Source organism: Ornithinimicrobium pekingense DSM 21552 (genome assembly GCF_000421185.1).
Taxonomy (GTDB): domain Bacteria; phylum Actinomycetota; class Actinomycetes; order Actinomycetales; family Dermatophilaceae; genus Ornithinicoccus; species Ornithinicoccus pekingensis.
The window spans coordinates 17,397-31,301 of the sequence record NZ_ATWJ01000008.1; the positions used below are offsets into that span (position 1 = coordinate 17,397).

15 protein-coding genes are annotated in these 13,905 nt (G+C 73.4%); 3 read left to right on the forward strand and 12 right to left on the reverse strand.

Features of this window, described 5'->3' with window-relative positions:
* Window positions 1–25: 25 nt before the first annotated feature.
* Window positions 26–1,474 carry a hemolysin family protein gene (locus tag K330_RS19350; protein WP_022920845.1) on the forward strand — a complete coding sequence of 483 codons (1,449 nt, stop codon included), beginning with the start codon at window positions 26–28 and terminating at the stop codon, window positions 1,472–1,474.
* On the forward strand, window positions 1,471–2,547 hold the full coding sequence (locus K330_RS0105500; protein ID WP_022920846.1) for a hemolysin family protein: 1,077 nt from the start codon (window positions 1,471–1,473) through the stop codon (window positions 2,545–2,547). The genes K330_RS19350 and K330_RS0105500 overlap by 4 nt, the downstream gene beginning before the upstream one ends.
* 92 nt (window positions 2,548–2,639) lie before the next feature.
* On the opposite strand, the gene K330_RS19355 is transcribed toward K330_RS0105500, so the two are convergent.
* The 8 genes from K330_RS19355 to K330_RS0105545 all read right to left on the reverse strand — a co-directional run bounded on the left by K330_RS19355 (window position 2,640) and on the right by K330_RS0105545 (window position 11,011).
* Window positions 2,640–3,488, reverse strand: coding sequence for a C40 family peptidase (locus K330_RS19355; RefSeq protein ID WP_022920847.1), 849 nt, complete (start codon window positions 3,486–3,488; stop codon window positions 2,640–2,642).
* A 437-nt stretch (window positions 3,489–3,925) separates the two neighbouring features.
* The gene (locus K330_RS0105510; RefSeq protein ID WP_022920848.1) at window positions 3,926–4,612 is read right to left on the reverse strand and encodes an iron-dependent transcriptional repressor DtxR; all 687 of its coding nucleotides are present in this window, start codon (window positions 4,610–4,612) and stop codon (window positions 3,926–3,928) included.
* 72 nt (window positions 4,613–4,684) lie between these two features.
* Window positions 4,685–5,371: a pyridoxamine 5'-phosphate oxidase gene (gene pdxH / locus K330_RS0105515; RefSeq protein ID WP_022920849.1), complete on the reverse strand. Its 687-nt coding sequence runs from the start codon at window positions 5,369–5,371 to the stop codon at window positions 4,685–4,687.
* Between the two features lie 2 nt (window positions 5,372–5,373).
* Window positions 5,374–5,766, reverse strand: coding sequence for a hypothetical protein (locus K330_RS0105520; protein ID WP_022920850.1), 393 nt, complete (start codon window positions 5,764–5,766; stop codon window positions 5,374–5,376).
* Window positions 5,767–5,816: 50 nt separating this feature from the next.
* On the reverse strand, window positions 5,817–7,550 hold the full coding sequence (locus tag K330_RS0105525; RefSeq protein WP_084617283.1) for a gamma-glutamyltransferase family protein: 1,734 nt from the start codon (window positions 7,548–7,550) through the stop codon (window positions 5,817–5,819).
* A 141-nt stretch (window positions 7,551–7,691) separates the two neighbouring features.
* Window positions 7,692–8,978, reverse strand: coding sequence for an MFS transporter (locus K330_RS0105535; protein WP_022920852.1), 1,287 nt, complete (start codon window positions 8,976–8,978; stop codon window positions 7,692–7,694).
* 5 nt (window positions 8,979–8,983) lie between these two features.
* The gene (locus K330_RS0105540; RefSeq protein WP_022920853.1) at window positions 8,984–9,415 is read right to left on the reverse strand and encodes a MarR family winged helix-turn-helix transcriptional regulator; all 432 of its coding nucleotides are present in this window, start codon (window positions 9,413–9,415) and stop codon (window positions 8,984–8,986) included.
* Window positions 9,416–9,547: 132 nt separating this feature from the next.
* Window positions 9,548–11,011: an NCS2 family permease gene (locus K330_RS0105545; RefSeq protein WP_022920854.1), complete on the reverse strand. Its 1,464-nt coding sequence runs from the start codon at window positions 11,009–11,011 to the stop codon at window positions 9,548–9,550.
* Window positions 11,012–11,029: 18 nt separating this feature from the next.
* On the opposite strand from K330_RS0105545, the gene K330_RS0105550 reads away from it, so the two are divergent.
* On the forward strand, window positions 11,030–11,287 hold the full coding sequence (locus tag K330_RS0105550) for a hypothetical protein (protein ID WP_029202352.1): 258 nt from the start codon (window positions 11,030–11,032) through the stop codon (window positions 11,285–11,287).
* A 21-nt stretch (window positions 11,288–11,308) separates the two neighbouring features.
* Here K330_RS0105550 and K330_RS0105555 read toward each other — a convergent pair whose 3' ends face one another.
* The 4 genes from K330_RS0105555 to K330_RS0105570 form a co-directional block, all read right to left on the reverse strand.
* Window positions 11,309–12,055: a DUF3027 domain-containing protein gene (locus tag K330_RS0105555; RefSeq protein ID WP_022920856.1), complete on the reverse strand. Its 747-nt coding sequence runs from the start codon at window positions 12,053–12,055 to the stop codon at window positions 11,309–11,311.
* Between the two features lie 5 nt (window positions 12,056–12,060).
* The gene (locus tag K330_RS0105560; RefSeq protein ID WP_022920857.1) at window positions 12,061–12,462 is read right to left on the reverse strand and encodes a cold-shock protein; all 402 of its coding nucleotides are present in this window, start codon (window positions 12,460–12,462) and stop codon (window positions 12,061–12,063) included.
* A gap of 112 nt (window positions 12,463–12,574) precedes the next feature.
* Window positions 12,575–12,931 carry a DUF5655 domain-containing protein gene (locus K330_RS0105565; protein WP_022920858.1) on the reverse strand — a complete coding sequence of 119 codons (357 nt, stop codon included), beginning with the start codon at window positions 12,929–12,931 and terminating at the stop codon, window positions 12,575–12,577.
* Window positions 12,928–13,722 (reverse strand): hypothetical protein, encoded by a 795-nt coding sequence (locus K330_RS0105570; RefSeq protein WP_022920859.1) that lies wholly within the window; start codon window positions 13,720–13,722, stop codon window positions 12,928–12,930. Before K330_RS0105570 ends, K330_RS0105565 begins: the two co-directional genes overlap by 4 nt.
* Between the last annotated feature and the right edge of the window lie 183 nt (window positions 13,723–13,905).

The window sequence follows — 13,905 nt, forward strand, 5'->3', positions numbered from 1 at the left end:
TCCCCCGAGGTGACAGGGGCACCTCGTGCTGATCGCGACGGGGATCGCGGTCATCGTCGTCCTGACCCTCATGACGGGCTACTTCGTGGCCCAGGAGTTCGCCTACGTCAGTGTCGACCGCGGCAGGCTGCGTCAGCTGGCCGACGACGGCGACCCGGCCGCGGCGCGGGCCCTGCGGATCACCTCGCGACTGTCCTTCACGCTGTCCGGGGCGCAGTTCGGCATCACCGTGACGGCGCTGCTCGTCGGCTATCTCGGCGAGGAGTTCCTGGTGCGCGGGCTGACGGAGTCCTACGCCGACGTCGGCTGGCTGGCCCGGGCCGCGATGATCTCGCTGTTCTCGATCGGCACCCTGGTCTTCTCCACGGTCCTGCAGATGGTGATCGGTGAGCTCGGGCCCAAGAACCTGGCCATCGCCCGGCCGGTGCCGCTGGCCAGGGCGCTGTCCCGCTCCACGCTGATCTACCTCGCCGTGATGGGTCCGGTGATCCGCCTCTTCGACATGGCCTCCAACGCGCTGCTGCGCTCCGTCGGCATCGACCCCGTGGAGGAGCTGCCGCAGGGCGCGACGCCCGAGGACCTGACCCGGATCATCGCCGAGTCCCGCAGCGGGGGGACGCTGGACGCCGAGCTGTCGACGCTCCTCGGGCGGGGGCTGGCCTTCCGCGACCGCGTCGCCGAGGAGGTCATGACCCCCCGGACCTCGGTGCAGACCGTGCAGGCCGACGAGACCGTGACGGTCGTCCTCGAGGCGCTCCAGTCGGGGCACGCCCGCTTCCCGGTCGTGGGGCGGGACATCGACGACATCGTGGGCGTGATCGGGCTGCACGACCTGCTCCGGGTCGACCCGCAGGACCGCGCCGGCACGCTGGTGCGCGACCTGACCGACGACGCCGTGATCCTGCCCGAGTCGCTGCCCCTGCCCAAGGTCCTCGAGGCGCTGCGCGACCAGCACCAGCAGCTCGCGGTCGTCGTCGACGAGTACGGCGGCTTCGCCGGGATCGTCACCTTCGAGGACGTGGCCGAGGAGGTCGTCGGCGAGATCTGGGACGAGGACGACGCCGAGGAGTCGACCAGCCAGGACCGCGGTGACGGCATCTGGGACCTGTCGGCACGCCTGCGGGTCGACGAGGTCGCCGAGGTCACCGGCATCGAGCTGCCCGAGAGCGAGAACTACGACACCCTCTCCGGCCTGATCCTGGACCGGCTCGGCCGGACCGCCGAGGAGGGCGACTCCGTGCTCGTGCGCTGGACCAGCCGGGACGGGGAGGGTGAGGAGTACGTCCACCAGACCCGTCTGGACGTCGTGACGACGACCCGCTACGTGCCCGACGCCGTCGTGCTGCACCCGGTCGTCACCCGGTCGGTCGGCGACTGGGCGGTGCTGAGCGAGGACGAGCGCGAGCGCCTCTCCAGCGACACGACGCTGGTCATCGCCGCGGTGGAGCCGCAGACCGAGGAGGCCGTCCGATGAGCACCACCGTCGCGCTGCTGGTCAGCCTCGTGCTGCTGGTCGCCAACGCGTTCTTCGTCGCGGCCGAGTTCGCCATCGTCGCGGCCAAGCGGCACCGGCTCGAGGAGCGCGCCGAGGAGGGCAGCCGCGCGGCCCGTGCCGCCGTCGACGCCTCCCGCGAGCTCTCGCTCATGCTGGCCGGCGCCCAGCTGGGCATCACGCTGTGCACGCTGGCCCTCGGGGCGCTGGCCAAGCCGGCCGTGGCCTACCTGCTGGAGCCGGTCATCCAGGCGCTCGGCGTGCCCGACATCGCGGTCCACGCCATCGCGGTCGTCATCGCGGTCTCCGTCGTGGTGTTCCTGCACATGGTGGTCGGTGAGATGGCGCCCAAGTCGTGGGCGATCTCCCACCCGGAGAGCTCGGCCACCCTCCTGGCGCTCCCCTTCCGCGCCTTCACCTGGCTCGCCAGGCCCGTGCTGTGGCTGATGAACGAGCTGGCCAACCTGCTGCTGCGGATGGCCCGCGTCGACCCCGTGGACTCCCTGGGCAGCGCCCAGACGCCGGCCGACCTGCAGCTGCTGCTGGCGCAGTCCTACGAGCACGGTGTCCTGGAGGACGCCGACCACCAGATCCTCAGCGGCGCGCTGCGGCTGGAGGCCGAGACGGTCTCCCAGGTGATGTTCCCCGCCACGGCCGCGGTGACGATCCCCCGCTCGGGGACGGCCGCCGACGTCGAGCGCATCAGCCGCGACAGCGGCCGGTCCCGGCTCTTCGTCGTCGAGCCGACGGGCCGGGCGGGCCAGCAGCGCATCCGCGGCATCGTCCACGTCCGCGACGCCATCCTGGCGACAGCGGACGACGGCGCCGACCGCTCGCTGCTGTCGTTCATCCAGCCGGTGGCCTCGCTCCCCGCGTCGATGCCGCTGATCGACGCGGTGCAGAGCCTGCGTCAGCAGCGGGCCCAGCTCGCCCTCGTCCGTGACGAGGACGGCCGTGTCGTGGGGATGTCCTCGATGGAGGACCTCCTGGAGCAGATCCTCGGCGAGTTCGACGACGAGTCGGACGAGGCCACACCGGAGGTCGCCACGGCCTGACCGGGCCGGGTCCGCGCCTCGAGGACGGACCGCACGACGAAGCCCCCTCCCGGAGACCGGGAGGGGGCTTCGCGGACGTTCGTCGCGGGCTGTCAGGCCCGGCCGTAGCCGGAGACGCCGCTGAAGATCGGGCGCAGCTGCGAGGGGATGCCGGGCTTGCCCGAGTCGTACATCATGCCGTTGCCGGCGTAGATGCCGACGTGGTAGGCCGGGTAGCCGAAGAAGACCAGGTCGCCGGGCTGCGGGTTGCTCACCGGGGTGAGGGCGGCCTGCTGGGCGGCGGCGGTCCGGGGCAGGGAGATGCCGGCCTGGGCGAAGACGTACTGGGTGTAGCCCGAGCAGTCGAAGCCGGCCGGCGTCGCGCCGCCGTAGACGTAGTAGATGCCGGTGTAGGCCGCGGCGATGGACAGGATGCCGCCGGTCGGGGCGGGGGCAGCCTGCTCGACGGGAGCCGGCGCAGGAGCGGGCTCGGGCTCCGGCTCGGGCTCCGGGGCGGGCTCAGGAGCGGCCTGCTGGGCCGGGGCCGCCTCGGCGGTCGGCTGCTCCGGGGCGGCGGCGCGCTCCTCGGTGCGGCTCGCGGCGGCGCTGTCGCGGTCCTCGACCGCCTCCTGCACCTCCTCGGGGGCGGGCGCCTGGGCGACGACCTCGACCGCGGTGAAGCCGGAGGTGCCGAAGCTGACGGCGTCCTCGACGACCTCGGGAGCCGGGGCGGCGACCGCGGGCCGCTCGGCGGCGGCGAAGGCCTCCACCGCACGGACGAGGGTGTCCGCGGCGGCGACGCCGGTGGCGGGCTCCTGGGGGTTGGCGGGGTTGGCGCTCGCGGCGGCCGCAGTGCCCGCCAGAAGGCCGGTCGAGGTGGCTGCGACGGCAGCGGAGCGGGTCAGGGCGGTGGGGCTGAGGCGGCTCGGCGCACGGTGCCGGCCATGGGGGCGCAGGGTCACGAGGGGGTCCTCCAGGGTGCCTACGGGGTCAGCTGTCGGGCTACGGATGGAGTATCCGCCGGTCACGGTGGGCGCCGTGGCCGTGAGCCCCGAGGACCGTCACGGGTAACGGTCCGAAGGTGGGTCCCCCGCTCCTGTCGAGCGGTGTTCGTACGAGTACCCGGGCACGCAGACAGGACTCGGCAGATGCGCGTCGGGTTCTCCTCCAGGGGAGAGGAGCGAGAGAAACACTACACAACACATCCGGCACATGTCACGACTCGGTAACGACGCTGTGGACAGCGGCTTCCCAGGCCGCCCTCAGCGAGCCGCTGACCTGGGGTGATCCCGCCGACGCCGATCCCTCCCCGCCGACGACGCGTGAGCGATGTCACACGACTCGCGGGCAACGTCCTCCGCCGCCGGCGCGTCCGCGCCCGCGCGGGCCGGGGGCTCGCTCACGCGCAGAAGATGTGCGAGGCGACGTCGACCGGGAGCGAGACCGCCTCGCCGTCGACGGCCTCCACGATGGTCCTCTCCGCCTCGCGCCAGACCACGACCTCCGCGCCGGGCCGGACGCCCGACTCCAGGAGCAGCCCGAGCACCTCGGGGTCGACCTGGGCCGGCTCCCCCAGGCGCGTGACCCGCGCACGGGTGCGGCTGCCCGCGTCACCGTCCGCGGCGATCTCGTGGCTCGGGCGGCCCAGCGGCGCCGGGGCCGCCGGGTGACCCAGCTCCTCCAGCCCGGGCACCGGGTTGCCGTAGGGCGAGGTGGTGCCGTCGGCGACCAGCCCCAGGATGCGCTGCTCGACCTCGTCGCTCATCACGTGCTCCCAGCGGCACGCCTCCTCGTGGACGTAGGCCGGGTCCAGCCCGATGACGTCCGTGAGCAGCCGCTCGGCCAGGCGGTGCTTGCGCATGACGCGCACCGCGGCACGCCGCCCGTCCTCGGTGAGCTCCAGGTGCCGGTCGGGGGCCACGTGGAGCAGGCCGTCCCGCTCCATGCGCGCGACCGTCTGGGACACGGTCGGGCCGGACTGGGCGAGCCGCTCGGCGATCCGGGCACGCATCGGGACGACCCCGTCCTCCTCGAGCTCGAGGATGGTCTTGAGGTACATCTCGGTGGTGTCGATCAGCTCGCTCACGCCCGCCATCCTACGGTTCGCGCGCGTGGGGGCAGCCAGGTGCCGGACGTCCCGGCCGCCGGGACGCCACCGTCAGGGGGCGAGCCGTACCCGGCTCCACGCGGTCGGCTCGTCCAGCCCGCCCGGAGCCACGCGCTCCCACACGAGCCGGTCGTGCAGGCGGCTGCGCCGCCCCTCCCACAGCTCGACCCGGTCGGCGACCAGCCGGTAGCCGCCCCACCCCTCGGGCACGGGCACGTCGTCCGGGCTGCCGGTGTCGGGGAAGCGTCGCGCCGCGTCCTCGTAGGCCGCCTCGAGCGTCGCTCGGTCCCGCACGGGCTCGGACTGGGCCGAGGCGTGGGCGCTGATCCTGGCGCCCCAGGGACGGGTGCGGAAGTAGTCGAGCACCTCCTCGGCCGGCAGAAGCTCGGCATACCCCCGGAAGCGGACCGCCCGGAACATGGCCGGCCAGGTGAGGGAGGCCGCGACCCCGGGGCTGGCGGCCAGCTGGCGGCCCTTGGCCGAGCGGTTGCTGGTGTAGAAGGCGGGTCCGCGCCGGTCGAGCCCGCGCAGCAGCACGGTGCGCACGTCGGGCACCCCGTCGGCGTCGACGGTCGCCACGGACATCGCCATCGGCTCCGGGACGTCGCCGCGCTCGGCCTGGCGCTCCACGGCCGCCCGGAGCCAGTCCTCGACGATCTCCAGCGGGGCCTGCGGAGCGCGCTCCTCCGACAGCCCCTCGCCCTCGTAGTCGACCCGGTCCCGACGGTAGGGGTTCACGGTCAGGTCCTCGGGCGTCGCGGCAGCGTGACCGTGCGGCGCAGCTCCTGGGGCGTGACCCGGCGCTCGGGGTCGGCGTTCATCAGCAGCACGTCGAAGGAGGCGTCGGTGTGCGGGTGCGTGCCCACCGGCTCGCCCCGGGAGAAGACGACCCAGTAGGGCTGACCCCGGTGGAAGACCTGCTGCAGCGAGCCCTCGACGACCGACTCCGCGTGGTCCAGCGCCCGGCGGCGGGGGTTGCTGCGCACCCGCTCGGTGCGGTCGTGCACGAACCGCTGCGCGGGCTCACGGTTCTTCAGGACCTGCTCGACGAGATGGGGGCCGTACTTCTGCGCCAGCGTGTAGACGATCGGGCCGTACTTCAGCGCCAGCTTGGCGAGGTTGGTGGCTGCCACGGGTTCTCCTGCTCGGGGATGCTGCTGGACACGGTAGGCGATGCCCCCGCTCAGCGCCCTACGGCATACCCCTGCATGCCGCGGGGGTTCGCGCCGGCGGAGACGATCCCGGTGCCCGGGTCCACGGCGACGGCGCACAGCCGGCCCAGCGTCCACGGTCCCTGCTCCAGCACGTCGTGGCCACGCTCGCGCAGGCCGTCGAGCACCTCCCGGCCCAACCTCGTCTCGGCGACCACGACCCCGGGCTCGGTCGCCCGCGGGTGGAAGCTCCCGGGGAAGCTGGTCGTGTGCAGCTGGGGGGCGTCGATCGCCTCCTGCAGGGACAGGCCGGCGACGAGGTGGCGCAGCAGGAAGACGCTCTGCCACTGGTCCTGCTGGTCCCCGCCGGGGCTGCCGCACGCCAGCACGGGTATGCCGTCGCGCAGCACGAGCGTGGGCGTCAGGGTCGTGCGCGGCCGGCGGCCGGGGACCAGCGAGCTGGGCAGGCCCGGCTCGAGCCACATCATCTGCAGCCGGCTGCCCAGCGCGAAGCCCACCTCGGGGATGAAGGGCGAGGACTGCAGCCAGCCGCCGCTGGGGGTGGCGGAGACGAGCATCCCCCACCGGTCGACGACGTCGACGTGGCAGGTGTCACCGCGGGTCTCGCCCTCGCGGGTGACGGTCGGCTCACCCACGGTGGCGTCGACGTCCGTCGCACCGTCCACGGCCAGGGCCTGCGCGGCGACCCGTGGCTCGCGCCCACCGGGCGACCCCGGGCGCAGGTCGCGGCTCGCCGTCGCCGTGATGAGGGAGGCGCGCTGTGCCGCGTAGGCCGGGTCGAGCAGGTCCTCCAGCGGCACCTCGGCGCTGTCCCCCAGCCAGGCCTCGCGGTCGGCCATCGCCAGCTTCCAGGCCTCCACGAGGGTGTGGGCGCCCTCGACCGTGCCCGGGTCGTCGGCGCCGGCGGCGTCGACCATCTGCAGCACCTGGAGCAGGGCCGGGCCCTGGCCCCAGGGACCCGTCTTGGCGATGGTGTGGCCCCGCCAGTCCAGGGTGACGGCGTCCTCCCAGGTGGCCTCGAAGTCGGCGAGGTCCTGCGCGGTGAGGACGCCGGGGAGGACCTGGCCGCCGGAGTGGCGGAAGGGCCGGCGGGCGAAGACGCCGACCGCCTCGGCGACGAAACCCTGGGACCAGGCGCGACGCACCGCGTCGATGCCCTGCTCGCGGGTCCCGCCGGCGGAGGCCTCCTCGGCGAGCAGCCGCTCGAGGGTGTCCGCCCAGGCATGGTTGGTCACGAGGGTGCCCGGCTCGGGCGGGGCCCCGTCGACCAGCCACTGGTCGGCGGAGGTGGTCCAGTCGTCGGTGAACAGGTCGCGGACCGTCTCGATCGTCCGCGCGACCCGCTCCAGGACCGGGTGCCCGTGGCGGGCGTAGTGCAGCGCGGGAGCAACCACCTCGCGGGCGGTCATCGTCCCGCGGTCGCGCAGCAGGACCATCCAGGCGTCGAAGGCGCCCGGCACGGCGGTGGCCAGGGGCCCCGAGCCGGGCACCCGGTCCAGGCCCAGGCCCGCGAAGTGCTCCGGCGTGGCACCGGCGGGGGCCGGGCCCTGTCCGCACAGCACGCGCGGGGTGGGGTCGTCGGCGGAGGCGACGATGAGCGGCAGGTCGCCACCGGGGCCGTTGAGGTGGGGCTCGACGACCTGCAGGACCAGGCCGGCAGCGACGGCGCCGTCGGCCGCGTTGCCGTCGAGCTCGAGCATCCGCATGGCGGCCTGCGAGGCCAGCCAGTGGGTGCTCGACACCATGCCGAAGGTGCCGGTGAGGGTGGGTCGGGTGGTGAACGTCACGGAGTCTCCTTGCTCAGGCGAGGGTCGCGAGCACGGGCGCGAGGATGAGCGCTGCCAGCGCGACGAGGACGACGATGCGTCGGGTGCGGGCGGTCATCATCAGGTCACCTTCTCGGGGATCGGTTCGGTCAGCACGGGGTCGCGTTCCAGGTAGAGCGGGCGGGCCCAGCTCGCCCGGACGCGCAGCCTCAGGTTGTCGTGCCGCATCACGTAGATGATCGCAGCCACGGCTGTGATGCCGCAGGCGATGGTCGCGATGAGGATGGTCCAGCGCGCCCCGAAGGTCTCCCCGACCCAGCCGATGATCGGCGAGCCGATGGGGGTGCCGCCGAAGAACACGGCCATGTAGAGGGCCATCACCCGGCCGCGGACGGCCTGGTCCACGGACAGCTGCACCATCGCGTTGGCGCTGACCATCACCGTCAGCGCGGTCAGCCCGGTCGGGACCAGGAGCAGCGTGTAGACGGTGAAGCTCGGTGCCATCGCCAGGAAGAAGCTGAAGATCGCGAAGAGCCCGAGCGATCCCAGCAGGAGCCGCCACCTCGGGCGATCACGGCGGGCGGCGAGCAGCGCCCCCGCGAGCGAGCCGATCGCCATGACCGAGCCCGTCACGCCATACTCCTCCACGCCCTTGCCGTAGATCTCGGTGGCCATCAGGGCGTTGGTGATCTGGAAGTTCATCCCGAACGTGCCGTGCATGAAGGCCACGATCATGATGAGGATGATGTCCGGCCGGCGGGCGACGTAGGCGACGCCCTCGCTGATCTTCGCCCTGCCCATCCCTGTGCGGTCCGGCGGTGGGGCGAGCTGGCGCACGTCCATCGCCAGCAGCGCGACGATCACCGCCACGAAGGTGAAGGAGTTGATCACCAGCGTCGGGCCGGTGCCGAAGGCGGCGATGAGCAGGCCCGCGGTGGCCGGGCCGATGAGCCGCCCGGAGTGGAAGGAGGCGCTGTTGAGGCCGACGGCGTTGGTCAGCCGCTCCGGCGGGACCATCTCCGAGACGAACGCCTGCCGGGCCGGTCCGTCGACCGCGGCGGCGCAGCCGGAGAGGAAGGCCAGCACGTACATGTGCCACAGCTCCATCGAGCCGTGCAGCACCCACAGTCCCATGACCAGGGCGAACAGCGCCATCATGGACTGGCTGACCAGCATGACCTTGCGCTTGGGGAAGGCATCGCTGAGGGCCCCGGCCAGCGGGGTGAGCAGCACGATCGGCAGGAACTGCAGGCCGGTCACGATGCCCAGGGCGGACGCGGAGTTGTCGGTCAGCTCGGTGAGGACGACCCAGTCCTGGGCGACGCGGCCCATCCACGTGCCGGTGTTGGAGATCAGCGCCCCGGCGGCGTAGACGCGGTAGTTGCGCACCGACAGCGCGCTGAACATCCCGCTCACCGGGCCACCAGCTCCTCGAGCAGCTCGGCGGCCCGCTGCAGCAGCTGCTGGTCCTCGGCGCTGAGGCTCTCGAGGCGCTCGGTGATCCACCGGTCGCGGTGCTCGCGCTCGGTGCGCACGGTCTGCTCCCCCAGCGCCGTCAGCGCCAGGCGCACCAGACGGCCGTCGTGCTCGTCGGCCATGCGCACGACGTACCCGCCCTCGCAGAGCTGCCCGACGGTGCGGCTCATGCTGGGCGCGCTCACCTGCTCGATGCCGGCCAGCTCCCCCACGGTCCGCGGCTCCTCCGCCAGCCGGACGAGCACGCTGAACAGGTGCGGCGGCACGGTGTTGCCGGCGTCGTAGCGCACCCGGCGCGCGACGCGCATGCACGCGATGCGCAGCTGGTGGGCGAGGTCGGGGACCGGGACGGGAGGGGAGTCGGGCACGGGTCGTTAGTCTACCTCATTACCTTGGCTAACGACCTTCCGGACCATCACCGACGCGGGGTGCAACGCGTCCGGCCCGCCCCGCGACGAGCGAGGACGGGCCGGAGCAGGTATGCCGTGCGCGTGCGCAGGTCAGGCGCCCAGCCAGCCCCTGATCGGGTCGATGGCGAAGTAGATGACGAACAGCACGGCGACGAGCCACAGCAGCCAGTGGACCGACCGGGCCTTGCCGCGCACCACCTTGAGGGCGACGTAGGCGACGAAGCCGGCGCCGATGCCCGCCGCGATGGAGTAGGTGAAGGGCATCACCACGATGGTCAGGAAGGCCGGGATGCCGATCTCCAGGTCGTCCCAGTCGATCCCCGTGACCTGCTGCATCATCAGGAAGCCGACGATGACCAGTGCGGGGGTCGCGGCCTCGTGCGGCACGATCGCGACGAGCGGGGCCAGGAAGGTCGCGAGCAGGAAGAGCACACCGGTGACGATGGAGGCGAGCCCCGTGCGGGCGCCCTCGCCGACGCCGGCGGTGGACTCGATGTAGGAGGTGTTGCTGCTGACACCGGCGGCACCGCCCGCGGCGGCGGCGATGGAGTCGACGACCAGGATCCGGCGGGTGTTGGGCGGGTTGCCCTCCTCGTCCAGGAGGCCGGCCTCGGCGCCGACGGCCACCATCGTGCCCATCGTGTCGAAGAAGTCGGCCAGCATGAGGGTGAAGACCAGCAGGAAGACCGCGGTGGCACCGATGGCGCTGAAGGAGCCCAGCAGGTTGAACTCGCCCAGCAGGCTGAAGTCGGGCATCTGCACGACCGTGTCGGGCAGGGCCGGCACGCCCAGGCCCCAGCCGGTCGGGTTGGCCCCGTCGGGGGTCTGCGGGCCGATCTCGAAGATCGCCTCGATGACGATCGCCAGGACGGTCGCGCTGATGATGCCGTAGAGGATGGCGCCCTGCACGCGCAGCGTGAGCAGGGCGGCGATGACGAACAGGCCGATGACGAAGACCAGGGTCGGCCAGCCGGCGAGGAAGCCGCCGACGCCCAGCTCGACCGGGACCGGGCCGGCCGCCGGCCTGCGCACCACCCCCGCGTCGACCAGGCCGATGATCGTGATGAACAGGCCGATGCCGACGCTGATCGCGACCTTGAGCTGGGCCGGGATCGCCCGGAAGACGGCCTCGCGGAAGCCGGTGAGGACCAGCACGAGGATGATCAGACCCTCGAGGACGACCAGCCCCATGGCGTCGGCCCACGTCATACCGTCGAGGCTGGCGACGCCGTAGGCGACGAACGCGTTCAGGCCCAGGCCGGTGGCCAGCGCGAGCGGGTAGTTGGCCACCGCGCCCATGAGGATCGTCATCAGGCCGGCGACCAGGGCCGTGCAGGCGGCGATGACCTGCAGGTCGCCGTCGGCGAGGAAGCTGCCCGTGCCGTCGGGGACCGTGCCGATGATGAGGGGGTTGAGGACGACGATGTAGGCCATCGTGAAGAAGGTGGCCAGACCGCCTCGGACCTCGCGGCTGACGGTCGAGCCGCGCTCGGTGATCCTGAAGTAGCGGTCCACGGCGGAGAGGTCCCCGCGGGAGGGGGCAGTGACGGACATGCGCGGTAGCGTAGCGGTGTGCGACGCGATCCCCGACCACGCCCCGAGGACCCGGCCGCCCCGGGCACCGTCGCCGTGCCCGACCCCGGGCTGCGCACGGTCGCGCTGGTCCGGTGGGGGATCGTGCTCTGGCTCGTCGCGCTGGTGGTGCTGCTGGTCGCCCCGCTGCCGGAGGGGCGCGGGTGGTGGGTGTGGGTCCCCGTCGTCGGCGCCGCGCTCGGCGTCGTGGGCCACGTCTACCTGGCCCGCGGCCGGGGCAACGCGCAGTTCGCCTGAGCGCTCAGCCTGCCTGAGCGCTCAGCGCTCGACGAACTCGATCTCGGCGTCGTCGTCCAGGACCGGGGGGTCGGTCCGCTCCGGCGGCCGGCGCTCGACGTCGACCTCGCTGTGCGCCCCGCAGCCGAAGCCCAGCGCCACGACCGAGCCGTCCGCCGGGGACCACTCGTTGGCGCACACGCCGAAGACCGAGCGCAGCGCTCCGGACATCGGCAGGAAGTAGCCGCAGGTCGAGCAGGGCCTGGACGCCTTGCGGGCGGTCTCGCTGGCGGGACCGTGCTCGCCCTCGAACCACCGGGTGGCGGCGGCGTCCCGGCCCTCGGCGGAGAGCACGCGGGGGCGGCCGAGGCCCAGCTCCCAGGTCGCGACCTGGTCGACGTCCTCCTCGCCGGTGGCCTCGAACCCCGGCTCGAGCAGCGGGTCGTCCTCGACGTAGGGGGTCCGGTCGGCGGGGCCGATGTCACCGGGGGCGAGCCGTTCGGCGTAGGGCACCCACTCGGGCGAGAGCAGCGCACCCTCGCCCGGCAGCAGGTGCACCTCGCTCACGGTGGCCCGGCGGGCGCGCGGCGCACGGGAGAGCGTCACCGCCCAGCGCCAGCCCGGGTATGCGGCCGCGGTGCACGCGAAGCTGTGGGTCGTGACGCGGTCAGCCTCGGTCACCGCGCCCAGGTGGTCGCCCACCGTGCCGGGCTCGGCGATCTCGACGGCGGCGGCGCGCGCGACCTCGACCGCGGAGGTCAGGACGGCGTCGGGCTTGGGCGTGGCCACGCGGGTCAGCTCCCCGCCTCGAACTGGTCGGCGACCGCACGCAGCGCCTTGGCCATCGCAGCCCCGTTGCGGCGCTCGGGGTAGTGCCCCTTGCGCAGCGAGGTGGAGGCGTTGTCGAGCAGGGCGATGAGGTCCTCGACCACGACGACCATCTCCTCGGCCGGCTTGCGGTCGCGCAGGGTGAGCCCGCGCGAGACCGACGGCGGCGGCTCGACGAGCCGCACGTGCAGGGCCTGGTCGCCGCGCTTGCCGGCGACGATGTCGAACTCGACCCGGGTGCCGCGCTGCAGCGTCTCCACGCCCGCGGGCAGGGCGGAGCGCGGGACGTAGACGTCGTGGCCCTCGTCGCTGGACAGGAAGCCGAAGCCCTTGTCCTCGTCGTAGAACCTGACCTTGCCGGTCGGCACGCAGCACCTCACGAAGTGGTAGGGGGAAGTCAAGCGGTCCGACGAGGATATCGCCCCTGGCCTACGCCACCTAACGAGTTCGTCGAGGGCGGGTGTGCGGTGCCCGCTCCGGTCATCCTGCCGCGTCGGCGGCCGCCCGCAGCCAGCCGAGCACCTCGTCGTCCACCTGGTCGGCGTCGGTGACCTCGAGGTGGTGCATCCACGGTCCCGGGTGCACGACCTCCCTGAACCGGTCGGAGGGGATCCGGCTCGCGGACGCGATGGACAGGACCACCGGGGCGGCCGCGTGGTGCAGGTAGCGGCCCGGCGCCCAGAGATAGGCGAACCCACGGCGCCGGCGGAGGGCGACCTGGCTCACCGAGACCCGGACCGTCACGTCCGGGTGGGTGCTGCGGAGCGCCGAGAGGACCCGTGCGCAGGTGTCGAGACCGACCTGGTTGCCGGCGAAGTGCTCCTCGGGCGTGCTCACGGCGACCGGAGGGTCAGGCCCCGTTCGGCCAGCGCCTCGGCGAGCCTCTCGACCGCGATCGGCCCGACGCCGTGCAGGGCCCGCAGCTGCTCAAGGGTGTACTCCGCCACCTGCTCCAGGGTCGTGACCCCCGCGTCGCGCAAGCCGCGGGTGGCGGGTGCACCGATGGACCGCGGCACCGGTGTGCCGGGCGGCCGGGGCGCCCGCTCGCGGGGTGGGCCTCCGTGGTCGAGCACCGCCTCGCCGCGGGGGGAGAGGCGATAGCCGATCGCCAACGACTCCGTCAGACCCTTCTCCTTGAGCTTGCGGACGTCGGCCTTCCACTCCGCCGTCTCCCGGCCGAGCTCCGCAGCGAGCTCGGGCGCACGCACCCCCGGCGAGCGGTCGATGATCTGCAGCGTGGCCCGCGTCCACGGGCCGTGCCTCGACGCGGCGTCCAGCCGGTCGAGCCAGGCCCGGATCTGCTCGATCTCGCCGGCGCCGGGCACCTGCTCGCGGAGCGCCTCGCGCGGGTCGGGCCCGGCATACCGCAGGCCGACCCGGAAGACCGACCGGTCCGGCCGGTGGCCGAGCCCCTCCCGGAGCGCCGCGAGCGAGGGGGCGCCGGCACGCCGGGCGTCCTCGGCGCGCAGCGACGAGAGCGCCACCCGCTCGACCTGGGTGACCTCCAGGACCCCGACGGCGGTGCGCATGCGCGTGCCGACCCGCACCCGCGGCCGGTCCCACCGGCGGAAGGCGAGGTCGACCTCGCCGTCCCTGATCGCCGCCAGCTCGGCGGGCCGGATCATCATGGGCCCAGTCCATCACGAGACCGCCGCGCGGACCAGGGGCCGGCGCCGGCAACCCTCGTGCGGTCCTGTCGTGTCACGACGGTCGCACGGACGACGGATGTGACACGACAGAACTGCACGAGCGTCTGCGCCACGTTGCTGCCGCTCTCGCCGTCGCTCTCGCCGTCGCCGGCGCACCGGCCG

What these genes read in the sequence shown, in the direction of transcription:
- K330_RS0105500 (WP_022920846.1), top strand. Translation starts at nt 1,471, where the DNA reads ATGAGCACCACCGTCGCGCTGCTGGTCAGCCTCGTGCTGCTGGTCGCC.
- K330_RS0105525 (WP_084617283.1), bottom strand. Translation starts at nt 7,550, where the DNA reads ATGGTGTCGAGCACCCACTGGCTGGCCTCGCAGGCCGCCATGCGGATG.
- K330_RS0105535 (WP_022920852.1), bottom strand. Translation starts at nt 8,978, where the DNA reads ATGTTCAGCGCGCTGTCGGTGCGCAACTACCGCGTCTACGCCGCCGGG.
- K330_RS0105545 (WP_022920854.1), bottom strand. Translation starts at nt 11,011, where the DNA reads ATGTCCGTCACTGCCCCCTCCCGCGGGGACCTCTCCGCCGTGGACCGC.
- K330_RS0105570 (WP_022920859.1), bottom strand. Translation starts at nt 13,722, where the DNA reads ATGATGATCCGGCCCGCCGAGCTGGCGGCGATCAGGGACGGCGAGGTC.